We start from the raw sequence: 23,156 nt of genomic DNA, 5'->3' as shown, positions 1-23,156 counted from the left end.
TCGTCAAGCTCCGTTTCTCTACAATTGCTGCAAAGTGGCCCCGCCTGAGACGCGGCCATCACCAGTATCCCCCGAAACCGTCATCTGGGTGCAGGGATGCTCGTCACGCCGTTACCCAGCAGCACGGATCGTAAACCCTCGACTCCGGATCAGTGCGTTCTCCCCACGATCGATACGCGGCGGTGATCTTGTTCGGAGCTACCAGCCTCGTTCGAAGATGCTGGCTTCGTCTTCCTCGTCGCTGGGTTCGGGCCGCTCGAACTCGATCGCGCCGGCATCGGCCGCGATGAACGCCATCGTCGATTCCACCCGGGGATCCGCCGCGAGTTCGCGCATCGCGGCGGTGACCCGGGGTTGCATCTCCAGTACCGCGAGGCGATACGCCGCGAGGATCTTCCCGCCGTGCGGGCCGCTCACCGCGACCAGCTGGCTTTCGGCATCGATCTCGACGGTCACGCCGTCGACCGTGCCGATGCCACGGATCTTCTCCAGCGCGTGCTGGGCCCGCTGGACTTTGAGGCCGAGCTCGTCGTGCCGACTCGCCATCTCAGCCGCCGGACGTTGCGGTGAAGACCAGGATCGGTTTCTCGGTGTGCAGGTATCCGGTCGCGGTGCCGTTCCATTCGGCACTGCCGCCGAGCGCGGTGTCGAACTGGGGGCCGGTGACGTACGAGCCGGCGGGTACCTCGGTGCGCAACACATCCGGCAGTTCCGGTGGCTGCGCGGGCGCGACGAGTCCGGTGCGCAGTGCGGCGGCCGTGTCCGGTTCGAGTTCGACGACCGCCTCGACCCAGTAGGTGGTCGGGCCGGGCGCACCGCCCGCGTTGTTCCTGCCCAGCCAGAACACCTCGACCGGCTTGCCGATGATCGGGAAGTACTTCTGCATCGGCTCCGGGTCGCGGCGCAGTTCGTTGGACACGCTGCTCGTCCTTTCCTGCGAATTCGAATCGGAAGGTGCGGTGGAACAGCCGAACACGGCCAGCGCCGCGAGCGGAATCGCCAGTGTCGCGGTGACGCGCTGCGGTGTTCTCACTTCGGGCGGCCCTCTCCGGTGCTGCGATCGTTGTCGGGCATGCGGCCGCTGTCGCCGTCGTTGCGGCCGTCGGAGCGGTCCTCGCGACCCGGGTTGCGGTCCGGGCTCGACGATTCGGCCGTCACCCCGCTCGACGGTGGCTGCCCGAGTTCCCAGGACACCGTCCGGGTGACGCTGCCGTGCGATTCGAACGGTTTCGCCCAGCCTATCTCGGTGAATCGGCCGTTGTCCGAATCCGGGGCGCCGGTGGCGATATCGTTCTTGCCGTTGTCGAAGTTGTAGTAGTCCTCCGCTTCCACGGTGACATCCATGACCACCCGATTTCCTTCGACGCGGGCGTTGGCGTGGCTCCATTGCTGGTACCCGCCGATCGTCTTCTCCCAATTCTCGGTACTCGTGCCACCGGTTGTGGGATCACCGGTGAGTTTGAAGTTCTTGTTGCCCGTTCGCGCGAAATAGTCCGCGGCGGCAGCCATGTTGGCGACCTCGGTATCGACATTGCTACGAACGGTCGGGTCTTCCTTGTAGGCCTCGTCGTAGTCGAAGGCGATCTTCTCGCCGTTGTTGTCCCAGTAGTGGCGGTACAACGCGGTGGCATCGTCCAATTCGGACTTGATGTACTCGCCGCCGAGCAGTTTGGCCTGCCACTTCTGCTTGTTGAGCCAGTCCTGGAAGTTGGCGTCCTTCGAGTTGTAGACGAAGGTGTCGTCGTGCTTGAGGCCCGGCCTCTTCGGGTCGCCGATCCGGTATCGGCCGTCCGGGGAGGTGGTCAACGAGGGCAGATCCGGTATGGACGCGGTGGGTTTGTCTTTGAGCGTCTGCAGCGCGTCGGCGCCGAGTTCGATCGCGGTGGCGGCATGCTGCTCGACGTCGCCGAAGTCTTTGAGCAACCCCGTCAGTTGGGCCTGGAAAAAAGCCGCCTGACCATTGAGTTTCGTCTGCATGATGAAGCTCATCAGCGTGCCCTCGGTCGCCGGATATTTCGGCGGCGTGACGGTGCCGTCGTCGGCGACCTTCATGCCCGCCGCGGGCGCGGCATTGTCGGCGATGTCGAGTACCGATGTGCGCGTCCCGTCCAGTCGGGTCCCGAAGGTCTTGTAGTACTCCGCGACGGAGGTGACCACTTCGTCGATTCGGGTGCCGATCAATTTCTGCGAAACCGAACCTGCCGACGCCGCCGCGCTCGCGACGCCCTTCCATCCGGTCACGGTTCTGTCGACAGCGGAGGCCATATTGCCGACCTGTTTGGTGAATTCGCTGGTACCCGTGGTGAGGGCCGTGCCGAAGGTCACCATGGTCGCTGGCTGGCAGCCGCGCACATGACTGATCGTCGCCGCCATCGACTCAGGCCAGCTTCCGGAACTGTTCCCCGAATGCCTGGTCGACTTCTTCGTATGTTTTCGCGCCGGAACCGGCTACCCGAGCCATCTGCCCGATGCGGTCTCCCATCGCGTGAAATGCTGCTTCCGCGTTCTCGTCGATGGCCGTGGTGACGCTGTGGACGGGCGATCCCGGCATAGTGACGGCGACATTCAATGTGATGCCGGTGATGAGATCGGCCTGCCCCGTCAATGTCTTGCCCAGCTCCCGCAGCGCAGTCGCGTCTACCTGCAGAATCTCAACCATGGGTCTCCCCGTCGCAGCTGTCGAACCTCGCCTGCGCGCGACCCTACCCGATCGAGATTCCTTGCGCAGCACTAACTTCCGTCGATCGAGCCGCCCGTACATACCGTAGTTTCTCTTATCTGGCGAGGGTGTGAGAATCGTCCGATGGCGAGCGACAATTTCATGTTGATCCACGATCCCGAACTTCTCGCTCGTGGCGAGCGGGTGCTCGGAGCCGAGTTCAAGGCGATGCACGAGCGGGTGCTGCAGGTCAGCGCGTTGACCTCCCGGCTCAACATGCTGCCTTTCGACGACGAGACCGGCAAGGCGGCACTGCTCGAAGAAATCCTCGGCCGCCCACTCCCGGCGGGGCTCACTGTCTACCCGCCCTTCTACACCGACCACGGCCTGAATCTCGACATCGCCGAACAGGTGTTCATCAACCAGGGCTGCACATTCCTCGACTACGCCGGAATCCGGTTGGGCCGTGGCGTGATGGTCGGCCCGAAAGCCACTTTCATCACCATGGGCCACCCCGTTGACCCGGAGGAACGGCGCCGATTTCTCACCGGCGCACCGATCGACATCGCCGAGAACGTGTGGATCGGCGCGGGCGCGATGATCCTGCCCGGCGTCAGTATCGGCCGTGACGCGGTGATCGCCGCGGGTGCGGTCGTCGCCGACGACGTCCCGGCGAACAGCTTGGTGACCGGTTCCAAGGCGACTGTGCATCGAAGCTGGTAGCGCGATGTTCGGGTTCGTTGCCGGCTGAACTGCGGGACTCCTTCGAACCCGTCGGCCGTCCTCACACGTAGGGGTCGGTGATGTCGCGGAGGGTGGTGAGCGTCTTGCGCAGCTCGGCAGCGGAGCGTCTTCCCAGGTGGGAGATCCATTCGGACTGGACTTCGTCGGCCGTGCGGTTGGCGAGGTCGGCGGCCGAGCGCCCGATGGGGGTGAGGCGAAGAAGACGTGCGCGGCCGTCGGTGGGGTCGGCGACGCGCTCGAGGTAGCCGGCGCGCACCAGTTGGTCGGCGAGGGTGCTCGCGGTTTGTTTGGTGACCTGGGCCTGGGCGGCGAGGTCGGTGAGACGCGTGCCGTCGGGACCGATCCGGGCGACCAGGCGAGCTTTGGCCGGGGTGAGTTCGGCATGACCACCGGCGGTGAGCGCGGCGAACACCCGGCGCTCCATCTCCCGATACGGGACGAACAGGAGCACCCCCAGGTTCAATTCGTCCACGCCTACCTCCTTGTTTCGGTCAGTGTATCTGACTATATTGGTCAGAGAGGCTGACTAATTTCGGAGGTCGATCATGGATCGCGAACAGCAGTGGCAGGTCATCGAACAGCAGCGCCGCGCCGTCGCCGACCTACTCGACGACCTCGCCCCGGCCGAATGGGGCGCACCGTCGCTGTGTGCGGGCTGGCGAGTGCGCGATGTCGCCGCGCACCTGGCCATGGCCCCCCAGCCGCCCGGCCCCGCCGCGATGGCCTGGATGGGAATCCGGGCGGGTGGCCGCTTCCACCGAATGAATCACGATGCCGCGGTGCGTTATTCGATCCGCCCCGACCTGGCAGGGGAGATTCGCGCGCACGCGGCATCGCGCACATTGCCCGCGGTGACCAACTACCGCAACATCTTCTACGACGTCATCGTCCATGCCCAGGACATCGCCCGCCCACTCGACCGCACCATCGAAGTCACCCCGCGCGCGGCAGCCGTTGCCGCACAACGGGTCTGGACGATGGGCTGGCCCTTCTGGGCAAAGCGCCGTCTCCGCGGCCTGCACCTCGCCGCCGACGACATCGAATGGTCGACGGGCGCGGGCACTCCGGTCCACGGCCCCATCCTCGAGCTGCTGCTCGTGATGACCGGCAGACCGGCAGCCCTCCCGAACCTACGCGGCCCCGGCATGGAAGCGCTCGCACGCAGCCTGCGCTGAGCCCGGCTCAGCCCACCACCTTCTGCACCGCCGCCTGCCGAGCCTGCTCGTCGACCTCCCCGATCTCGAACCCCTTGCCGACGATGTGCTGGACCAGCGCCTGCTCCGGCGGCAGTCCGTACTTGCGCAGGTAGTACGGAACCGCGCCCGGCCAGACGAACACGCCGTCGGTGTGGAAGTTCAACGGCACCTCCCGCTGGGCGGGGTCGAACTCGTCGGCATCGCGGCTGCGGGCACTCAGAATCACCGGCGCGTGCTCGAGGTAGGCCAGCACCCGATCCTGGATATCGGAGTCCACCGCCGACCGGTTCACCACCGGTTTGCCCTCGGGATCACGCCCGTCGAACGGCGCCGAAAGTCGAAGTTCGCTCATGGTCAGACAACCTACGCGGCTCCGGTTCGAGCCGTTTCGTCGTGCTAATGTGCCTGGTCAAGGCAGTGCTCGGCCGGAAGGGGTGGGGATGAAACGCGCAGGTACGGCGTTGGTGATTGCCGGTTTGGCGGTTGTCGGGTTGGTGGGTTGTGACTCGGGGGAGTCGCGGTCGAAGGAGACGACGACCACAGCCAAGCCGGTTCTGTGGAACCCGTGTACGGAGATTCCCGATGCTGCGTTGACGGAGGCGGGGGTGGATCCGGCGACGGAGGAGAAGGGTGTTGCGGGGGTTACGCAGTCGGGGTGGGAGATCTGTGGATGGGGCGGACCCGACTACTCGATCACCGTCTACACGACGAACAAGCCTGTGGATGAGTTCGAGCAGAAGCCTGGCAACGTCGACTTCCGGGACGTGACCATCGCGGGCCGTACAGGGCGCGAGTTCAAGGTCACAGGCGCGTCGAAGGATCTCGGGTGCGACGTGCTCTTCCCGGCGAGTCAGGGCGTCGTCCAGTTGCAGATTTTCAACTCGGCGCTGAAGACGGGGCTGGACGACCCCTGCACGTACCTCGAGCGCGTGGGCGAAGTGCTTGTTCCAATCTTTCCGAACTGAACCGGGGAGGGTTCATGAGTGAAAACACGGCATACAGTTCTTTGCTTGCGCAGGCCAAGGCGGGCGAGGTCTATCTGAACGACGAAGCTGCGGCTTTCCACATGTTCAAGGCGTGCGACGACCGACTTGCCGACCTGCAAGAGATCCTGGTTGTCACCCGTCGAGTCCAAAGCGTCACCGGGTTCGGCGATTTCCAGATCGGCAAGGATCTCGAGAAGAAGTTCCTCCTTCAGGCGACCGGCGACCAGAACTCGATCGATGTCGTGGTGAGGAAAGACATCGAGGCTGTGCAACAGCTGCGCGAGGTTTTCTCCATCTCCTTCAAACGCATCGCAGGCAAAGACATCGAAAACGCCAACGCCCTCGACTACGTCACCGGGCAGGTGAGCTGACATGACCGGCATGCAGAGCATCGGCGGCATCGACCTTCTCGGCAACCTCCGCAACTTCGTCATGTCCCCGTTCTCCGGTGACGACGGCGAACTCGACAGCTCGGAGATCGCTGACATCCAGAACCAGTACAACGCTCAGCGCGACGGCAACCGACGAAAGGCCGGCGACCTCGGCTTCGATGGCGAGTACCGCCCCGCCCTGGTGGCGAAGAACGACGCCTTTCCCGGAACCGTTGCGGAACTGCGCGAAAAGGTCGACAAGATCGATCTCGAAGCGGTCAACGGCCTGATCGGCGCGTGGAAAGAAATCTCCACCCGCAACACCACCTCCCTCGACGAGTTCCGCAAACAGATCGCCCGCGGTATGTCCCCCGACGTCTGGGCAGGCTCCGCCGCGAACGCAGCAGCGCAAACCGTTGCGGCATATGACACCACGGGCAAGAAGGTCAGCACCGCCGCTGCCCTCACCAGCACCAAACTGGACGAACTCCGCACCGGTCTCGAACCGACCAAGCGCCTCGTCCCACACGCCCCCGAGCACCGCAGCGGACTCGACAACGTCGGCGCCTTCCTCACCGGTCGCGGGTGGCGCGATGACGATGTCGCACAAGAGAATGCGCGCGTCGAAGCCGTCCGTATCCTCCAAACTGTCTATGCCCCAGTCATTTACGAGTCCGACGACAGGGTTCCGGTGATCCCCATCCCGAAGACCATCGAAAACGGCGGCGGACAACCCGAAATCACCGGCGGTACAACCCAGCCCACTACGCAGAGTTCGGCAACGCAGCCAACCACCCAGCCCACGACGACGCCGACCACCACCCCGGCGTCGACCACCGAGGACGACACCGACACCGACACCGACACCGACGACTCGGCAGACGACTCCACGCCCGAGTCGACGACCCCTGAGTCGACAGACCCGGCCTCGACGACCCCAGCCTCGACCACCCCGAGCGCGACCACCCCCGGTTCCGGCTCCCCATCCGGTTCACCAAGTGGCGGGGGCTCTCCCGGCGGCGGATCCCCCGGATCGGGCACGCCGGGCGCCGGCTCTCCCGGCGGTGCTGTTCCCGGAAGCCCGACCTCCGGGGGCGCTGCCGCGGGCCGCGGAACCGGCGCGGGTTCCGGCGCGGCAGGCCGCTCCGGCATGCCCGGCATGATGAGCCCCGGTGCGGGCAAGGGTAGCGGCAAAGACGACGAATCCACCAAGGGAATCCCCGACTACCTCCTCACTCAGGAACACGGTGACGAACTCACCGGTCTGGACGACTTACCCAAAACAGTCCCGCCCGTCATCGGCGCCGACTGATCCGAATCCTGATGGAACAGAGTAGATCTCGCGTGCGTACCTGGCATCTCACCGCTCTAGATTTCCGTACCCTGTGGGAGGCCGCGGGTCGCGACGTTCTCCCGTACCCCCTCCATCACCGCCACACCGATGTCGAAACCCACGCCGAGATCCTGCGCCTGCGCAGCAAGGCCGCCGAGAACCTGATGGCCGAATTCGACAGCGATCTCGACCGCGCCATGGCCGCCCTGCTCGCCCCGCACGCCCGCGTCGAGGTGGCGGGCGCGTCCAAGGGCGTCAAAACGATCCGAGCCCATGGCGGCACCCGCGACACCTACGCCTCCCTCGCCGTCCAAGCTCCCGGCGACGACACCAACCCCGGCGACGTCACCCTCCACCTCTTCGACCCCGAAGCCCTGGCGCCCGCAGTCCTCTCCACCCTCCCGAAGGTCGCCCCCGGCAAAGGCCGCGAAATCCGCGTCACCGCAGCAGAACTCGCCGCCCCCCGCCCCCACGTCCGCGACCGCTGGAACCCCACCCCCCGAGAACAACTCGAATCCTTCCTCGCCAAACCCACCACCACCCTCACCCACATCGGCGTCTACGCCCACGCCAGCGTCGACAACCGCCACACCGAAGGCCGCGACGACTTCCAGCTCCACGACATCCCCGGCGACGGCCGCTACGTCTTCTACGGCGAAACCACTTTCATCGCCAAACCCACCACCCCCACCCGAATCCAGTCCACCCTCACCACAATCCTCACCACCACAGCCACCAAGGCCCGCACCGGCACCTACCTCCCGCGCTGAGCCACCAGCGCCATAGCCAGGTGCTGGTTCAGCGGGTCGCGAGTGACGGTCAGGACAGTCGAATTCTGCTGCAGCACTAGACCATTCGAGTGGTTGCGAACAAACACTGCTGTTGTGAGGTCGAAGGGGGATAAGGCGAACAAGAACTTGGTGTGCGATACCGTCGTTGTTCTCGAGTTGCGGAACTGGTCCGGGATGACCACGGATGGTTACTTTACGGAACCGGCACCAGGGTGAGGACTGGGTCAAGCCCCTTGAAGTCGTCGGGGTTGCGGGTATAGAGCGGGAGGTCGTTGACCGACGCGATGGCCGCGATCATCAGATCGCACTTACGTGGCTTCGGGTTCCGGCCTTCGGCGACAACCAGTTTGGCCATCGTCGTGAATCGCCGGGCAGACGACGAACAGAAGTTCAGCGCGTCGAAACTGTGCTCGACCTCGAGCAGCCGTTCGGTGCGAAGGGCCAGTACCTGAGGCGACTGGGCGAGTGCGATGCCGATGCCCAATTCGGCCAGGGTGATCGTGCTGATCCTCGAGTACGCCGGAAGCTGCGCATCGTCGATGGTGGCGAGATCGATGAGAACGCAGGTATCGAGCAACCCCACCGGGTGCCGCTGCTCAGTCATCGAGGCGGTCCTCGCCGAACGCCGCATCGATCTCAGCCCGCTCAGACGCTGCGTCCCCAGCTCCAGCGAAGCGCGCGAGTCGCTCCTTGAGATCAGAGGTCGCCACATTTCGCTGCACCCGAATCGGACGCAGCTCCCCAACCGGGTTCCCGTTCCTGGTGATGATGAAGTTGTCGCCCGCTTCGAGCGCGTCCATCACGCCCGCGCTGCCGTTACGAAGCTCGGCCTGAGTGATCGTCCTGGTCATATCCCCATGATAGCGACTGGTGCTATACGTGGCTACCGTACGTGTAACGGCACTCCCCTGAGGCAGTGCCCGGCGCAGGCTACACCACCGGCTCCAACGTGTAGATGTAGTGCGTGGGGTTGAATCATCATGTGGCCGAGTCGGATTCGCTGGTTACCAGAATTGGTTGCCGGTTCACCCGGTCCGAGCCGCGGTGATCCGGCTGCGGTCGTCCCGGGTCAGCATGCGCGCAGCGGTCACCGCGCCTGGCCCGGTCAAGCGAGCCGGGTAGGGCACCGAACGGCACCTCCGCATCGGCGAGTTCGCTTATCCCATAACGTATTCCGAAGTCGCGGACAGTCTGTGCGAGCCCGGTGAGCGAATTCGGATACCCGGCCGGGTTACCCCACGACCACAACCAGGACTGTGGCCCCGGCGCGGCCGACCCGAGCAGGTGCATCCGCTCGCACTCGATCGGCTGGTCGCCGGTCAAAGTGAACCGCCCGGCCGTCAGATCGCAGCTCCACCCACGATCGCCGGCTACATCGGCGAGCTGCCCGGCGAGCGCCAACTCACCGAACGGCCTGGGTGCGAAACAGGTACACACTGTTCGCACCGTGGGATGAAATTCTACATGCAACGGTTCGGCGCATCCCGCGTCGGGCTTTCGTCGTTTCAGGGGGTGGAAGTACGCCCTGGCGACGGGCTACCTGTGTCGTGACCTGGGCTCCTGGCCGCTCCTGTCGGTCGTTATCGGAGAGCCCGACCGAGGGACAGACAACCCTGACACCCAGCCTCCTGCGAGCGTCGTACGCCTCGCACGTACGCACCTGGTCGGTTCGGGAGTGCGCACCTTCGCCCAGGTCCAACGCTGCCACACGCCGAATCAGGCGTGGGGCCAATTGTGTTGGCCGAACCCACCGGCGACCGGTCCCGTTTCGCTGTGCCGAATCAGATGGCGAGGACGGTCTTTCCGCGCGCGCCGCCCTGGCCGAGCACGGCGGGAGCGGCCTCGAGCGGCACTGTCATCTGCACCGGAACAACCACATCGCCCGCGGCGACGCGAGACAGCAATCGGCTCAATTCCGGTGAGCGACCTTTGGATTCGAAGTTGCCGCCAATGATGTCGCGATCGCGGAGCGTGGCTTCGTCGGCTGCCCACGTCGTCGAGTAGGCGTGTCCACCGCTGCGGACCAGGGTGGCGTGTGAGGCGAAATCGCCTGCTGCGCTGATCAAGTCGAACAGCACGTCGATCCCGTCGGGGTGGGTGAAGCGGACCGCGTCGGTGACGCTCGTGTCCTGACGGGTGGCCGGGTCCGGGTCGACGACATTCGGGTCGGCGGGGCGGACCTGGGTGTAGTCGACAGTTTCGGCGGCGCCGAGACGGGCAACCTGGTCGGTGGCATCGCCGCGGGCGGTCGCGATCACGTGGGCGCCCGCGATATTGGCGAGTTGGACGAGGAAGGAGCCGACGCCGCCGGTGGCACCGACGATCAGGACCGTCTGGTCGGGTTGGATATCGGCCGCGTCGACAAGGTCCTGGGCTGTCACGCCGGCGATCGGGAGGGCGGCGGCGGCCACGCTGGTGACGCCGTCGGGGATCGGGACGAGGGTCGCGTCCTCGGGGACCGTGGCGTACTGCGCCCAACTACCGTGGCCCGCGGGCGCGGTCAGGAATTTGCCGACCACCTTGTCGCCCACCCTGAACCTGGTGACGCCGGAGCCGATCGCCGAGACGGTGCCCGCGCCGTCGACGCCGAGGATCATCGGGAAGTCGGTGGGCATCTTGCCCTTCAGCAGACCGTCCGCCATTTTCAGGTCGAACGGGTTGACCCCGGCCGCGTCGAGCGCCACCTGAACCTCACCCGGACCGGCCTCGGGCACCGGCACATCGGCAAGCTCGGGAGTGGCGCCGAACTTCTGAACCACGATCGCGCGCATAGGGGGTGAACTCCTCGCATCTTCGGGTGGAGCCGGGCACCGTAATCCTAGGCGGATAGCCGTCCGACATGCGGTGATTGGTCGTCTTCGGTGGTGTCGCGGCGTAGCGTGAACCCGGATCCGAAGTCGGGGCAAAATTTTTGAAGTTGAGCGGAACAGACTCAACTTTTCGAACGTTGAACAAGTCGATACCGGACACATACAAGGAGATTCGTGGACTCGTTCAATCCCACCACCAAGACGCAGGCGGCCTTCAACGCCGCCCTTCAGGCCGCCGCGGCGGCGGGCAATCCGGAGATCCGTCCGGCACATTTGCTGGTGGCGTTGCTGGATCAAACCGATGGCATCGCCGCGCCGCTGCTCAAGGCCATCGGAGTCGACCCGGCGACAGTCGAACGGGAAGCGGGCGCCCTCGTCGACCGGCTGCCGCGCGCTACCGGCGCCACCACCACACCACAACTCGGCCGCGAAGTACTGGCCGCGATGACCGCTGCCCAGCGGCTCGCCACCGAGCTCGGCGACGAGTTCGTCTCTACCGAAAACCTGCTGGTCGGGCTGGCCGAAGGTGATTCGGATGTCGCCCAGTTGCTGCGCAAGCACAGCGCCACCCCGGAGGCCCTGCGCGACGCGTTCACCGCGGTCCGCGGCAGCGGCCGGGTGACCAGCGCCGACCCGGAAGCCAGCTACCAGGCGCTCGAGAAGTACTCCACCGACCTCACCGACCTGGCCCGCGCGGGCAAACTCGACCCGGTCATCGGGCGCGACACCGAGATTCGTCGCGTGGTGCAAGTGCTGAGCAGGCGCACCAAGAACAACCCGGTGCTCATCGGCGAACCCGGTGTCGGCAAGACCGCCATCGTCGAAGGTCTCGCGCGCCGCATCATCGAAGGCGACGTGCCGGAATCGTTGCGCAACAAGAAGGTTGTCTCCCTCGACCTCGGCGCCATGGTGGCGGGCGCGAAGTATCGCGGTGAATTCGAGGAGCGGCTCAAGGCCGTGCTCGACGACATCAAGAACAGCGCGGGCGAGATCATCACCTTCATCGACGAGCTGCACACCATCGTCGGCGCGGGCGGCACCGGCGATTCGGCGATGGACGCGGGCAACATGATCAAACCGCTGCTGGCCCGCGGCGAGCTGCGTCTGGTCGGCGCGACCACCCTCGACGAGTACCGCAAGTACATCGAGAAGGACGCGGCGCTCGAGCGGCGATTCCAGCAGGTGCTGGTCGGCGAGCCGTCGGTGGCCGACACCATCGGCATCCTGCGCGGCATCAAGGAGCGCTACGAGGTGCACCACGGCGTGCGGATCACCGACTCCGCGCTGGTGGCGGCCGCGACGTTGTCGGACCGCTACATCACCTCGCGTTTCCTGCCCGACAAGGCGATCGACCTGATCGACGAATCGGCGTCGCGGTTGCGCATGGAGATCGACTCGCGTCCGGTCGAGATCGACGAGGTGGAGCGCGCGGTGCGCCGTCTCGAGATCGAGGAGCTCGCGCTCGAGAAGGAAACCGACGCCGCTTCGAAGCAGCGCCTGGAAAAGCTGCGCTCCGAACTCGCCGACGACCGCGAGAAGCTCGGCCAGCTCACCACCCGCTGGCAGAACGAGAAGAGCGCGATCGACTCGGTGCGCGCGCTGAAAGAGCAGCTCGAAGGGCTGCGTGGGGAGTCCGAGCGCGCCGCCCGCGACGGTGAACTCGAAAAGGCCGCCGAGCTGATGCACGGCCGAATCCCCGCGCTGGAGAAGGAGATTGCCGCAGCCGAACAGGCCAGTGACGCGGCGGCCGACGGCGAGGTGATGCTCAACGAGGAGGTCACTCCCGACGACATCGCCGACGTGGTTTCGGCGTGGACCGGGGTGCCGGTCGGGCGCATGCTCGAAGGCGAGACCGCCAAGCTGCTGCGGATGGAAACCGAGGTCGCCGGACGCGTCGTCGGGCAGGAGGAAGCGGTGCAGGCCGTCTCCGACGCGGTGCGCAGGGCGCGCGCCGGTGTCGCCGACCCGAACCGCCCGACCGGATCGTTCCTGTTCGTCGGCCCGACCGGCGTCGGTAAGACGGAGCTGGCGAAATCGCTGGCCGACTTCCTATTCGCCGATGAACGCGCCATGGTGCGCATCGACATGAGCGAATACAGCGAGAAGCACTCGGTGGCCCGGCTCGTCGGCGCGCCGCCCGGATATGTCGGCTACGACCAGGGCGGTCAGCTCACCGAAGCGGTGCGAAGGCGGCCGTATTCGGTGGTGTTGTTCGACGAGATCGAGAAGGCACACCCGGACGTCTTCGACATTTTGTTGCAAGTTCTCGACGAAGGCAGGCTCACCGACAGCCAGGGTCGCACGGTCGACTTCCGCAACACCATCCTCATTCTCACCTCCAATCTCGGCGCCGGTGGCGACCGCGATCAGGTGATGGAGGCGGTGCGGCGCGCGTTCAAACCGGAGTTCATCAACCGGCTCGACGACGTCGTGATGTTCCACGCGCTCGACGCCAAGCAGCTGGAGTCGATCGTCGACATCAACCTGCGTCAGCTGCAGAAACGGCTCTCCCAGCGCCGTCTGACCCTCGATGTCACCGACGAAGCCAAGCAGTGGCTCGCCGTGCGCGGCTACGACCCGGCCTACGGCGCGCGACCGCTACGCAGGTTGATCCAACAGGCCATCGGCGACAGCCTGGCCAAGGAACTCCTCTCCGGTTCGGTCGCCGACGGTGACACGGTGAAGGTGAGTGTCGACGACGCCACCGACAAGCTCGTCGTCGAACGCGAAGTTATCCACAGCTCGTGATTTATCCACAGGCCGGTGCGTAGGGACCTCCCAAACGCACCGGCCTGTCCTACCCTGGAGCCCATGACGAACCCCAAGGATCCGTGGCAGCGCCCGGACGACGCGCCGACCGAACGGCTGGGTTCGTCGGGCCCCGAGTCGACCACGCCGTACGGCGGCAACTCGTTCGACGAGTGGGGGCAGCCCTCGAATCCGACGCAGGCGTTGCCGCCGCACGACGAGGCCTGGGGCGCCTACGAAAGTGGCTATCCCGCACCGCAACCCCCACCTCACCAGGCGCCACCCGGCTACGGCCATGGGTATCAGGCCGCGCCGCCGGGTTACGACCAGGGCTATCCGCCGCCGGGTTATGACCAGGGGCAGCAGCCGCCTGGTTACCCGCCGCGTCCGCAGGATGGTGACCAGGAGGAACCGCCCAAACGGCACACCGGTTTGTGGATCGCACTTGGCCTCGGCGTGCTGGCGCTGATCGCGGTCGGTGGCGTGCTGGCCGGTCTCGTGCTGAGTGGCAATTCTTCGGAGGACAACACCGCATCGCCGCCGACGACGAGTCAGCTTCTCGTCCCGCCGACGATGAAACAGACCACTCCAGGCGCGCCGCCGAGTGCGAGCGGCCTGCCCGGCCTGCCCGGCTTGGGCGGCGGCGAAGATCTCGGCGCCACAATGGGCAGCATCACCGCCAATACCGGCACCGAGATCACCATGAGCACCCTCGGCGGCTCCGATGTTCGGGTGCTGATCGACGATGCCACCCAGGTGATCTCGCTGACCAGCACGAAGGCGAGCGAGCTTCCCGTGGGCGACATGGTTATGGTGCAGGGCGACAAGAACCCAGACGGGTCGATCCACGCCAAGATCATCATCAGTACGGCGTTGCCGGGCGGCCCCCGATGAGCGACCCGCGCGTCCAATCCCCGGTGCTACCGGGCAATCACGGCGACGGCTGGATAGGCTAGGCGACGATGACGGCTATGTGGTTCGGGTTAGCAGCGATCGCACTCGTGGGTGCGGTCGTCCTGTTGTATTTCGATCGGGTCCAGCGCCAGCGCACCGGACACGCGAGACAGGTGTGGGCGAAGTCCCAGGGCTACACCTACGTGTCGGTGGAGCCTGCGCTCGCCTCGACGTGGCGTCGTGGCGCGCTGGCAAAGCTCGGCTACCTCTCGGCGGTCGACGTGGTGTCCGGCATTCGCAAGGGCGAGAAGTTCGTGCTCTTCGACCTGGAAGACGCGGCGACGCTGGTGGCCGTGCGCCGCCAGATCGGCTCCGAGATCGACGTAGACATGCGGCTCAAGACCGCATCGCCGCCCAAGGACCACGATCTGGAACTGCTCGGCGCCATCGGCGACCGGGTCGTGTTCGCCACCGATCCGGAGATCGCCCGCCACGCCGTAGACCAGCGGATGGTCGGCTTCATCGAGTCGCTGTCCGACACCGTGCAGATGCTGTGGAGCGAGGGCAATTGGACCCTCGGCATGCTTCCCGTCGGTAGCGGATCCAAGGATTGGGAGACCGCGATCGACGTGGTGCTCCGGTTGTCAGGCCTGCTGCACGTGCTGCCCCCGGTGGCCGAGCCGAACGAGTTCACTCGCCCTCGATCGAGTGCCAATCTCGCGCCCGGCTTCCGCCCCGAGTACGACGAAGAGGACGACGCCCGCGAATTCGCCTCTGGCCGTGATGAATTCGCCGATGCCGAAGAGCGTGGCCGTGCCCGCTTCCCCGGCCCCGACGAACTCGATGCCGACGAGCCCCGCTTCGGCGAAGACAACGAACTCGACAGCGGCCGTGGCGCTCGCTTCGCCGGAGACGACGAGCCTTACGTGCCACGTGGGGCCGCGGCGCGTCTGCCCGAAGACGACGATCCCTACGCCACCCGTGGCGGCGCGGCGCGCGTGCCCGAATACGACGAGCCCTACGGTCGCGGTGCCGACGATCGCGCTCCGATCGGCGGCCGCGCCCCGGCGCTGCCCGCCGACTACGACCCCGACCTCGACGACCCTGAGTTCGAAGACCAGCCCGCCCCCGGCCGCCGCCCCCTCGGCGAACCGCCGAAGCGCCCCTCGCTGGCCGTCGTGCCCGAACCGCGTCCCCGCACCGAGCCCCCGCTCGACGATGCGGAATCGAGTCAGCCGGGTGGACCGTTCCACCCCGGTTTCCGCCCGTACCAGGGTCCCGTACCGAAATGATCCACCTGTCGCGGTAGTCGTCGCGGCACCCCGTCGACCGGAATCGACCAGCGATGTCTGATAGTCCCCTGCGCCTGCCCGGCGCACACCGCCCCGTCGCGATGATCACCGGACCGACGTCCGGCATCGGGCAGGGCTTCGCCCACCGCCTCGCCGCTCTCGGCTACGACCTGGTCCTCGTGGCCAGGAACGAAGAGCGACTACGCGAACTCGCCGACGAATTGGCCCGCCGTTTCGCCACCTCGGCCGAGGTCCTCGTCGCCGATCTGGCCGATCCCGACGACCGCGCCCGCGTCGCCGCCCGAGCGGCCCGTGGCATCGAATTCCTCGTCAACAACGCGGGTTTCGCGCATTCGGGCGAGTTCTGGACGCTCGAGCCCGCGCAGCTGCAAGCCCAGCTCGACGTCAACGTCACCTCGGTCCTGCAGCTCACCAGGGCGGCGCTGCCGTCGATGGTCGCGGCGGGCGCGGGCTCGATCGTGAATGTGGCGAGTGTGGCCGGATTGCTCTCCGGACGGGGGTCGACCTACTCGGCCTCCAAGGCCTACGTCGTATCCTTCTCGGAGGGTTTAGCGGGAGGATTGGTGGGCACCGGTGTCCGCATCCAAGCGTTGTGCCCCGGATTCGTGCACACCGAGTTCCATCAGCGCGCGGGCATCGAGATGAGTTCGCTGCCCGAGCGCCTGTGGCTCGACGTCGATCAGGTCGTCGACGGGTGCCTGCGGGATCTGGACTCCGGCCGGGTGATCAGCGTGCCCGGCGTGCAGTACAAGGTGCTCACCGCGGTGGCGGGGTTCGTCCCGCGCTCCCTGGTGGCCCGCATCAATCGCGGACTCTTCAACGCACGCGGAAGGACATGACTCAGATGATCGACCAAGCACGTCAGTCGCTCACGAAGGCCGATCGCGACCAGCTGGCCGCCCTCGTGCGCGAGCTCGCGGTCGTGCACGGCAAGGTGACGCTGTCCTCGGGCAAGGAAGCCGACTACTACGTCGACCTGCGCCGGGCGACCCTGCACCACCAGGCGGCCCCGCTGATCGGTTCGCTGTTGCGCGAGCTGGTCGCCGACTGGGACTTCGACGCCGTCGGTGGGCTCACCATGGGCGCCGATCCGGTCGCGATGGCCGTGATGCACGCGCCGGGCCGCCCGATCGACGCGTTCGTGGTCCGCAAGGCGGCCAAGGCGCACGGCATGCAGCGCCAGATCGAGGGCCCCAACATCGTCGGCAAGCGGGTGCTCGTCGTCGAAGACACCACCACCACCGGTAACTCGCCGCTCACCGCGGTACGAGCACTGCGCGACGCAGGCGCCATCGTGGTCGGCGTTGCCACCGTTGTCGACCGGGAAACCGGTGCTGACCAGGTAATCGCCGAGGAGGGACTGGAGTATCGGTCGATCCTCGGGCTCGACGATCTTGCCCTGAGCTAGCCTGACAACGCCGAACCGGACGACGACGTGGTCTGTCCGGAAAGTCTGAAGGACGTGTGAGTCACCTGTGGTGAGCATTGCAGTAAACAAAGGTCGCGACAACGTTGCGATGCTCGGGATCGGTGCCTACCGCCCGCAACGCATCGTCAGCAATGCCGAAGTGTGCGAGACCCTCGACTCGACGCCCGACTGGATCTTCGAGCGCACCGGTATCCACAACCGCCGGTGGATCAGTGGCGACGAGACGATCCGGTCGATCGCCGCGGCCGCCGGTGAGCGCGCGCTGAACAACACCCCGATCGATCGATCCAAGATCGGCGCGGTCGTTCTGTGCACGTCGAGCTGGCTCAAGCTCACCCCGCACGGTGCCCCGTCGGTGGCCTTCGACCTGGGCCTCAACGGCGTCGCCGCCTTCGACCTCACCTCCGGCTGCGGTGGCTTCTGCTACGGGCTCGGTGTCGCGGCCGACCTGATCCGCGCCGGTTCGTTCGACTACGTGCTGGTGATCGGCGCCGAGACGATGACCGTCGGCCTCGACCCCACCGACCGTGGCACCGCGATGATCTTCGGTGACGGCGCGGGCGCTGTGGTCGTCGGTCCGGCTGACGACAACGGCATCTCGCCGACGGTCTGGGGCAGCGACGGCGAGAACGCCGAAGCCATCGCCCAGGACGTCGATTTCCTGGAGTACATGAACAAGGCGCAGGCCCTGCAGGGCACCGACCCGGCGGTCGAGGCCGTCGGCCGGATGTCGCTGCACATGGAGGGCCCGAAGGTCTTCCGGTGGGCCGCGGTCACGCTGCCGCGCGCGCTCTCGGCGGCGCTCGAGAGCTCCGGCGTGGCCAAAGAGGACATCGAGGTGTTCGTCCCGCACCAGGCCAACGCCCGGATCAACGAGCTGATGAAGAAGAACCTCGGCCTGGCCGAGGGCGTCCCGATCGCCAACGACATCGAGAACACCGGCAACACGTCCGCCGCCTCGGTACCACTGGCGATCGAGGAAATGCTGGTCACCGGCAAGGCGAAGGGCGGTCAGCTCGCGCTGCTGCTCGGCTTCGGCGCGGGTCTGAGTTACGCGGGCCAGGTTGTCACCCTGCCGCCCGCCCCGAAGGAACCGAGTTTCTGACATGCGAAGGCTGCGCGCCGCTTATCTGGGGGCTGCGGCGGTCACCGTGTTCGGTGCCGTCACCGGCCGCGACCGCCTGCAATGGGTCGCCAAGCCACTGCTGATGCCACTGCTGGCCGCCGACACGGTGAGCAGCGGTGACCTCGCGCCGGACGAACGTCGACTGCTGCTCGGCTCGCTGGCCGCGGCCACGGTCGGCGACGTGCTACTGCTCGACCCCGACAACGACCGCCGCCTCATCGCGGGCGCGTCATCCTTCGCGGTGATGCAAACGGGCTACTCCATCCTGTGGTGGAAACGCGGCGCCCGCCCCCGCCCCGAGATCGCCCTTCCCCGAGTGGTGGCCTGGGCAGGCGCGGCGGGTCTGCTCCGCGCCAAAGCCCCGAACCTCGCACTCCCGCTCACCGCCTACGGCGCGACACTGGGCACCGCGGCAACCCTCGCCTCGGACCCAGCCCTCGCACCGGACGCGAAAAACATTGCGGGCCTGAACATTCCGAACGCGGATCCCCGCAGCCGCTACGGCGTCGGCGCCTTGCTGTTCACGATCTCGGACGGCCTGATCGTCCTGCGCCGCCTCTTCGCCCGAGACGACCGCACCCGCCGAATCACCGAAGGCATCATCCTGGCGACCTACGCCGCGGCACAGTACCTGCTCACGGAGCCTTTCCAAGACCGCGACCACTGATTTCGCGGGTACATGGGTAACTCGTCGGGTACGAGCCAACCCGACTCGATCGCGATCGCAAGGCGCCAACGCTCCGTAACCCGGGCCTGGGTCTGGCCAAAATCGCGGGGAGGCGGAACAGTACGCCACGTCACACGGCCCTAACTTCGGTGTTGTCAAGGCGCAACACCTCGCGCGCACGATTCGTAGATGAGCGGGGAAACGCAGTTCATCGAGGTGCACGGGTATCGCCGGGCGTTCCGGATAGCTGGCACGGGTCCGCCGCTGCTGCTCATCCACGGCATCACCGATAGTTCGGGCACGTGGGCGCCCGTGTTCGACGCGCTCGCCGAGCATTACACCGTGATCGCGCCCGACCTGCTCGGTCATGGTGAATCGGACAAACCGCGCGGCGACTACGCCGTGGCGGCCTATGCCAACGGCATGCGCGATCTGCTCAGCATCCTCGGTATCGAGCGGATCAGCGTCGTCGGGCACTCGCTCGGTGGTGGAGTCGCGATGCAGTTCGCCTACCAGTTCCCGGAGAAGGTGGAGCGGATCGCGCTGGTGTGCCCGGCGGGGATGGGCGCGGGTGTGCATCCCGCGTTCCGGCTCGCGACGCTGGCGGGCGCGGGGCCGGCGCTGATGGCGATCACCAGCTGGCCGGTCCGCACCGCGGTGACCGCTGCTGTTCCGGTGGTCACCGCACTCGGTGGACTCGGCCTCGGTCCCGACGCCGAATACGTGCTCCGCCTCTACGGCCATCTCGCCGACTCCGGCGCCCGCAATGCCTTCCTGCGCACCATCCGCGCCGCCGCCGACCGCCGCGGTCAAACCATCACCATGCTCGACCGCGGCTACCTCGCCGCCCACCTCCCGACGTTGGTCATCGGCGGCACCCGCGACACCGTCATCCCGTCGGGGCACGCCGATCGCGCCCACCGCGCCTTCCCCGGCAGCCGGATCGAAATCTTCGCGGGCGCAGGCCATTTCCCGCACCACTTCGACCCCGACCGCTTCGTGACACTGATCCGCTCCTTCATCGAGGAGACCGACCCGGCCGTCTTCGACCCACTGCGCTGGCAACGAACGCTCCGCCGCGGCCGCCCGATAGTCGGGCTCCCGTCACCCGCGCCGTCGAACGAACCCACGCCGACAGCCGCACCGGTGCAAGCGGTTCGGCCCGCCTCCCCGCAGACGGTCGGTTCCGCACCCGCCTAGCGCCTGGTCCTAGGCCCGCGGGCTGATCGTGGGAGCCGCCGCACCCGCGCAGTCGCATCCGGGTGGGCCCGTGTTCACAGGTCAAGGATGATCCGATCCCGGTCCTGCGGATCAACGCGAATCGGAACAGTCTCTCCGACAATCATTTTCGGCTTGTGCACCGGCATCACATCCACCACGATCGTCCCGTGATAACTCGCGGCCCCCGGCACCGTGAGCTCCACATCGAACTCGGTCAACTCACTAGAGTGATCGGTCCGGCTCAACGGATGCACCCCATCGATGCGCGCCCACCCCTCGAGCCCGTGCTTGCGTAACCGCCGGTCCGCCCGCGTCGGCATCGAAGCCCACGTCAGCGCGATCCCGCAGGCCGTGCCGAACAACCCGACCATGATCATCACCTGATACGGCTGTGTACCGGGCTCCGCGTGCGGCGCCAGCCATGCCAACCACACCGCGAGCGCGATCAGATACCCCGCCACGACGCCCGCCAGCGCCTGCAAAACCCGACCATGATCCATCGCCGTCACCACCCAAGAGAAGCGATTACTCCAGAATAGGCGCACCCGCGCGACTTCTTCGATGTGCGAAACGGGCTGACCTGCACCGAGTGGCGCCCACGCCCGCGCGTTCGGCGCCGCTGCGACCGGCCCGTCTACGATTCGCCCATGAACTATCCGCCGCAGGGCTATTACCAGCGCCCGCCCGAGCACCCCCAGGCCACCACAGTTCTGATCCTGGGCTGCCTCGGCCTCGCCTTCTGCGGTTTCTGCGCCCCGTTCGCCTGGATCAAGGGCCGCAAAGTACTCGCCGAGATCGACGCCGCAGGCGGGCAGATCGGCGGCCGCTCCCAAGCATCCGCGGGTCATGTCATGGGTATTGTCGGCACGGCGCTGCTGGGAATCATGCTCCTCGCCATGATCGGCGGTATCGCGCTCATGATCATCAGCGCGGAAGCCGAGTCCGCGCGCTACTGACCTCCCGCCTAGCATGGCCCGGGTGAATGAACCAGAGGTCGCGGGCCCGACCGAGTGGGGCGAGCACCCGCACGGCCTCGGTCCGTGGGCGCAGGAATACGACACCCCGGTCCCCACCGACGCCCGCTACGACCCCGTCCTGCTGGCCGAGGGTGACCGCCGCAACGTCGTCGACGCCTACCGCTACTGGACCCGCGAGGCGATTGTCGCCGACATCGACGCCCGCCGCTTCCCCTTCCACGTGGCCATCGAGAACTTCGGCCACGACGCCAACATCGGCACCGTCGTCCGCACCGCCAACGCCTTCGCCGCCGCCGCCGTGCACATCGTCGGCAAGCGGCGCTGGAACCGCCGCGGCGCCATGGTCACCGACCGCTACCAGCATCTCGTCCATCATGCCGACCTGGCTGAACTGCGTGAATTCGCCGCCCGCGAGGGTTTGACGGTGGTCGCCGTCGACAACGTGCCCGGCGCGGTCCCACTGGAAACAGCGGACCTGCCACGTAACTGCCTGCTGCTGTTCGGCCAGGAGGGGCCCGGCGTCAGCGACGACGCGAAAGACGCAGCAGCCCTGACTGTTTCGATAGCCCAGTTCGGCTCTACCCGCAGTATCAACGCGGGCGTCGCCGCGGGCATCGCGATGCACGCCTGGATCCGCCAACACGCCGATCTGTCGGCTGCCTGGTAACGGAACGGGCACGGAATGTCGGTGCCACCTGGCACCATGGAGCCATGACCTCGCGCAGCGGCCGGCGCCCCCAGCCCTCTGATCGCGCCGGATCCGTGCCCACTCCGGCGCTGTGGTCCGAGCGTGCCGATATGGCCGAGTCCGCGATCATCTCGCGGCACCTGCGGACGCTGTGGGGTTGTCCCGGAACCGAATTGGGTGTTGTCGGCTGGCCCGCCACCCGCCGCGAACGGGCCTTCGCGGGGTGGCACTACTGGTGGCAGGCGCACCTGCTCGACGTCGCGGTCGACGCCGCCAATCGCGTCCCCACCCCCGCCCGGCGCAGGCGCATCGGCGCGATCGCGCGCGGCATCCGGCTGCGCAACATCACCGGCTGGACCAACCGCTACTACGACGACATGGCCTGGCTGGCCATCGCCCTGGAACGCGCCGAGCGCACCCAGGAACTCACCTCGGCCCGCACCGGTCTGCTCGCCCTCGAGCAGAAGCTCTACGGCGCGTGGGCGCCCGAGGTCGGCGGCGGCATTCCGTGGCGGATCAAATCGGACTTCTTCAACGCCCCCGCCAACGGCCCCGCCGGCATCGCACTCCTGCGCCTCGGCCGGGTGGAGCGCGCGCGAGAGATGGCCGACTGGATCGACGCGACCCTGCGTGACCCCGAATCCGGCCTGATCCTCGACGGCATCCACCTACCCTCCGGCGAGATCGAACGTCCCGTTTTCAGCTACTGCCAGGGCGTCGTACTCGGTCTGGAAGCCGAGCTTGCCGTGCACACCGACGACGACGAACGCCACATCGAACGGGTCAGCAGACTGCTGGCCGCGGTGGAAGAACACCTGACCACCCGGCTGGTGATCAACGGTGGTGGCGGCGGTGACGGCGGCCTGTTCAACGGCGTGCTGGCGCGCTACCTCGCGGTGGTCGCCCTGATGCTGCCCGGTGCGGGCAGGCAGGCCGAGACCGACCGGCGCACCGCCGCGGCCATCGTCAAGGCCTCGGCGACCGCTGCCTGGGCCAATCGACTCGAGTTCGAAGGCGAGCCGCTGTTCGGGTTCGACTGGAGCAAACCGGCCAGACTGCCCGGCGGTACGGCGGGCGCGGGCAAGTTCACCGCAGGCGGTTCGGTGACGGCCTCGGCCGTGCCGGAACGCGATTTATCGGTGCAGTTATCGGGCTGGATGCTGATGGAAGCGGCCTACCAGGTGACCGCCGCCGGACTGTAGC

The 23,156-nt window shown here is 66.9% G+C and carries 28 protein-coding genes; 17 read left to right on the top strand and 11 right to left on the bottom strand.

The window, feature by feature from the left end; all coding sequences use genetic code 11:
• Positions 1–198: 198 nt before the first annotated feature.
• From ACQHI0_RS26765 to ACQHI0_RS26750, 4 genes are read right to left on the bottom strand one after another with little or no spacing between them, the layout of a single operon-like run.
• Complete coding sequence (locus tag ACQHI0_RS26765; protein ID WP_427904549.1) at positions 199–546, bottom strand: hypothetical protein; 348 nt, start codon at positions 544–546, stop codon at positions 199–201.
• A 1-nt stretch (position 547) separates the two neighbouring features.
• Positions 548–1,033, bottom strand: coding sequence for a hypothetical protein (locus tag ACQHI0_RS26760; protein WP_427904548.1), 486 nt, complete (start codon positions 1,031–1,033; stop codon positions 548–550).
• Positions 1,030–2,373, bottom strand: coding sequence for a hypothetical protein (locus tag ACQHI0_RS26755; RefSeq protein WP_427904547.1), 1,344 nt, complete (start codon positions 2,371–2,373; stop codon positions 1,030–1,032). Before ACQHI0_RS26755 ends, ACQHI0_RS26760 begins: the two co-directional genes overlap by 4 nt.
• A 4-nt stretch (positions 2,374–2,377) precedes the next feature.
• The gene (locus tag ACQHI0_RS26750; protein WP_427904546.1) at positions 2,378–2,659 is read right to left on the bottom strand and encodes a hypothetical protein; all 282 of its coding nucleotides are present in this window, start codon (positions 2,657–2,659) and stop codon (positions 2,378–2,380) included.
• 144 nt (positions 2,660–2,803) lie between these two features.
• Between ACQHI0_RS26750 and ACQHI0_RS26745 the strand changes: the two genes are divergently transcribed.
• Positions 2,804–3,382, top strand: a complete 579-nt coding sequence (locus tag ACQHI0_RS26745; protein WP_427904545.1) for a DapH/DapD/GlmU-related protein — start codon at positions 2,804–2,806, stop codon at positions 3,380–3,382.
• Between the two features lie 61 nt (positions 3,383–3,443).
• Here the strand turns inward: ACQHI0_RS26745 and ACQHI0_RS26740 are convergent, their stop codons facing one another.
• The gene (locus tag ACQHI0_RS26740) at positions 3,444–3,827 is read right to left on the bottom strand and encodes a MarR family winged helix-turn-helix transcriptional regulator (protein ID WP_427909308.1); all 384 of its coding nucleotides are present in this window, start codon (positions 3,825–3,827) and stop codon (positions 3,444–3,446) included.
• A 121-nt stretch (positions 3,828–3,948) separates the two neighbouring features.
• Between ACQHI0_RS26740 and ACQHI0_RS26735 the strand changes: the two genes are divergently transcribed.
• Entirely contained in the window at positions 3,949–4,578 is a 630-nt protein-coding gene (locus ACQHI0_RS26735; protein WP_427904544.1) for a maleylpyruvate isomerase family mycothiol-dependent enzyme, read from the top strand.
• Positions 4,579–4,585: 7 nt separating this feature from the next.
• On the opposite strand, the gene ACQHI0_RS26730 is transcribed toward ACQHI0_RS26735, so the two are convergent.
• Entirely contained in the window at positions 4,586–4,951 is a 366-nt protein-coding gene (locus ACQHI0_RS26730; RefSeq protein ID WP_427904543.1) for a hypothetical protein, read from the bottom strand.
• A gap of 88 nt (positions 4,952–5,039) precedes the next feature.
• On the opposite strand from ACQHI0_RS26730, the gene ACQHI0_RS26725 reads away from it, so the two are divergent.
• Genes ACQHI0_RS26725 through ACQHI0_RS26710 form a run of 4 tightly spaced genes read left to right on the top strand, consistent with a single transcriptional unit; the run spans position 5,040 to position 8,059 of the window.
• Positions 5,040–5,564: a DUF3558 domain-containing protein gene (locus ACQHI0_RS26725; RefSeq protein WP_427904542.1), complete on the top strand. Its 525-nt coding sequence runs from the start codon at positions 5,040–5,042 to the stop codon at positions 5,562–5,564.
• Positions 5,565–5,578: 14 nt separating this feature from the next.
• Entirely contained in the window at positions 5,579–5,956 is a 378-nt protein-coding gene (locus ACQHI0_RS26720) for a hypothetical protein (protein WP_427904541.1), read from the top strand.
• 1 nt (position 5,957) lies between these two features.
• A complete protein-coding gene (locus ACQHI0_RS26715; RefSeq protein ID WP_427904540.1) occupies positions 5,958–7,268 on the top strand; it encodes a hypothetical protein in 1,311 nt (436 codons plus the stop codon).
• A gap of 32 nt (positions 7,269–7,300) precedes the next feature.
• Positions 7,301–8,059: an ESX secretion-associated protein EspG gene (locus ACQHI0_RS26710; RefSeq protein ID WP_427904539.1), complete on the top strand. Its 759-nt coding sequence runs from the start codon at positions 7,301–7,303 to the stop codon at positions 8,057–8,059.
• A gap of 214 nt (positions 8,060–8,273) precedes the next feature.
• On the opposite strand, the gene ACQHI0_RS26705 is transcribed toward ACQHI0_RS26710, so the two are convergent.
• The 4 genes from ACQHI0_RS26705 to ACQHI0_RS26690 all read right to left on the bottom strand — a co-directional run bounded on the left by ACQHI0_RS26705 (position 8,274) and on the right by ACQHI0_RS26690 (position 10,851).
• On the bottom strand, positions 8,274–8,684 hold the full coding sequence (locus ACQHI0_RS26705) for a type II toxin-antitoxin system VapC family toxin (RefSeq protein ID WP_427904538.1): 411 nt from the start codon (positions 8,682–8,684) through the stop codon (positions 8,274–8,276).
• A complete protein-coding gene (locus ACQHI0_RS26700) occupies positions 8,677–8,931 on the bottom strand; it encodes a type II toxin-antitoxin system Phd/YefM family antitoxin (RefSeq protein ID WP_427904537.1) in 255 nt (84 codons plus the stop codon). Before ACQHI0_RS26700 ends, ACQHI0_RS26705 begins: the two co-directional genes overlap by 8 nt.
• A gap of 127 nt (positions 8,932–9,058) precedes the next feature.
• The gene (locus tag ACQHI0_RS26695) at positions 9,059–9,517 is read right to left on the bottom strand and encodes a DUF6882 domain-containing protein (protein ID WP_427904536.1); all 459 of its coding nucleotides are present in this window, start codon (positions 9,515–9,517) and stop codon (positions 9,059–9,061) included.
• A 344-nt stretch (positions 9,518–9,861) separates the two neighbouring features.
• Positions 9,862–10,851 carry an NADP-dependent oxidoreductase gene (locus ACQHI0_RS26690; protein ID WP_427904535.1) on the bottom strand — a complete coding sequence of 330 codons (990 nt, stop codon included), beginning with the start codon at positions 10,849–10,851 and terminating at the stop codon, positions 9,862–9,864.
• Between the two features lie 213 nt (positions 10,852–11,064).
• On the opposite strand from ACQHI0_RS26690, the gene clpB reads away from it, so the two are divergent.
• From clpB to ACQHI0_RS26650, 8 genes are all read left to right on the top strand, one after another.
• Complete coding sequence (gene clpB, locus ACQHI0_RS26685) at positions 11,065–13,638, top strand: ATP-dependent chaperone ClpB (RefSeq protein ID WP_427904534.1); 2,574 nt, start codon at positions 11,065–11,067, stop codon at positions 13,636–13,638.
• Between the two features lie 63 nt (positions 13,639–13,701).
• Positions 13,702–14,532 carry a DUF5666 domain-containing protein gene (locus ACQHI0_RS26680; protein ID WP_427904533.1) on the top strand — a complete coding sequence of 277 codons (831 nt, stop codon included), beginning with the start codon at positions 13,702–13,704 and terminating at the stop codon, positions 14,530–14,532.
• Positions 14,533–14,600: 68 nt separating this feature from the next.
• On the top strand, positions 14,601–15,824 hold the full coding sequence (locus ACQHI0_RS26675) for a hypothetical protein (RefSeq protein ID WP_427904532.1): 1,224 nt from the start codon (positions 14,601–14,603) through the stop codon (positions 15,822–15,824).
• 53 nt (positions 15,825–15,877) lie between these two features.
• Positions 15,878–16,684: an SDR family NAD(P)-dependent oxidoreductase gene (locus ACQHI0_RS26670; protein WP_427904531.1), complete on the top strand. Its 807-nt coding sequence runs from the start codon at positions 15,878–15,880 to the stop codon at positions 16,682–16,684.
• A 5-nt stretch (positions 16,685–16,689) separates the two neighbouring features.
• Complete coding sequence (gene pyrE, locus ACQHI0_RS26665; RefSeq protein WP_427904530.1) at positions 16,690–17,253, top strand: orotate phosphoribosyltransferase; 564 nt, start codon at positions 16,690–16,692, stop codon at positions 17,251–17,253.
• 67 nt (positions 17,254–17,320) lie between these two features.
• Entirely contained in the window at positions 17,321–18,379 is a 1,059-nt protein-coding gene (locus tag ACQHI0_RS26660; RefSeq protein ID WP_427904529.1) for a beta-ketoacyl-ACP synthase 3, read from the top strand.
• 1 nt (position 18,380) lies between these two features.
• Positions 18,381–19,067 (top strand): lysoplasmalogenase, encoded by a 687-nt coding sequence (locus ACQHI0_RS26655; RefSeq protein ID WP_427904528.1) that lies wholly within the window; start codon positions 18,381–18,383, stop codon positions 19,065–19,067.
• A gap of 189 nt (positions 19,068–19,256) precedes the next feature.
• Positions 19,257–20,267, top strand: a complete 1,011-nt coding sequence (locus ACQHI0_RS26650) for an alpha/beta fold hydrolase (RefSeq protein WP_427904527.1) — start codon at positions 19,257–19,259, stop codon at positions 20,265–20,267.
• Positions 20,268–20,341: 74 nt separating this feature from the next.
• Here the strand turns inward: ACQHI0_RS26650 and ACQHI0_RS26645 are convergent, their stop codons facing one another.
• Positions 20,342–20,788, bottom strand: a complete 447-nt coding sequence (locus ACQHI0_RS26645) for a hypothetical protein (protein WP_427909307.1) — start codon at positions 20,786–20,788, stop codon at positions 20,342–20,344.
• Positions 20,789–20,935: 147 nt separating this feature from the next.
• Between ACQHI0_RS26645 and ACQHI0_RS26640 the strand changes: the two genes are divergently transcribed.
• From ACQHI0_RS26640 to ACQHI0_RS26630, 3 genes are all read left to right on the top strand, one after another.
• Positions 20,936–21,244, top strand: a complete 309-nt coding sequence (locus tag ACQHI0_RS26640) for a DUF4190 domain-containing protein (RefSeq protein ID WP_427904526.1) — start codon at positions 20,936–20,938, stop codon at positions 21,242–21,244.
• Between the two features lie 13 nt (positions 21,245–21,257).
• On the top strand, positions 21,258–21,932 hold the full coding sequence (locus ACQHI0_RS26635) for a TrmH family RNA methyltransferase (protein WP_427904525.1): 675 nt from the start codon (positions 21,258–21,260) through the stop codon (positions 21,930–21,932).
• 131 nt (positions 21,933–22,063) lie between these two features.
• Positions 22,064–23,155, top strand: coding sequence for a glycoside hydrolase family 76 protein (locus ACQHI0_RS26630; protein WP_427909306.1), 1,092 nt, complete (start codon positions 22,064–22,066; stop codon positions 23,153–23,155).
• Position 23,156: the final 1 nt, after the last annotated feature.

It is taken from the genome of Nocardia sp. FBN12 (assembly GCF_050320175.1).
In the GTDB taxonomy this organism is placed as follows: domain Bacteria; phylum Actinomycetota; class Actinomycetes; order Mycobacteriales; family Mycobacteriaceae; genus Nocardia.
This window is presented reverse-complemented; position numbering and strand designations above follow the sequence as displayed.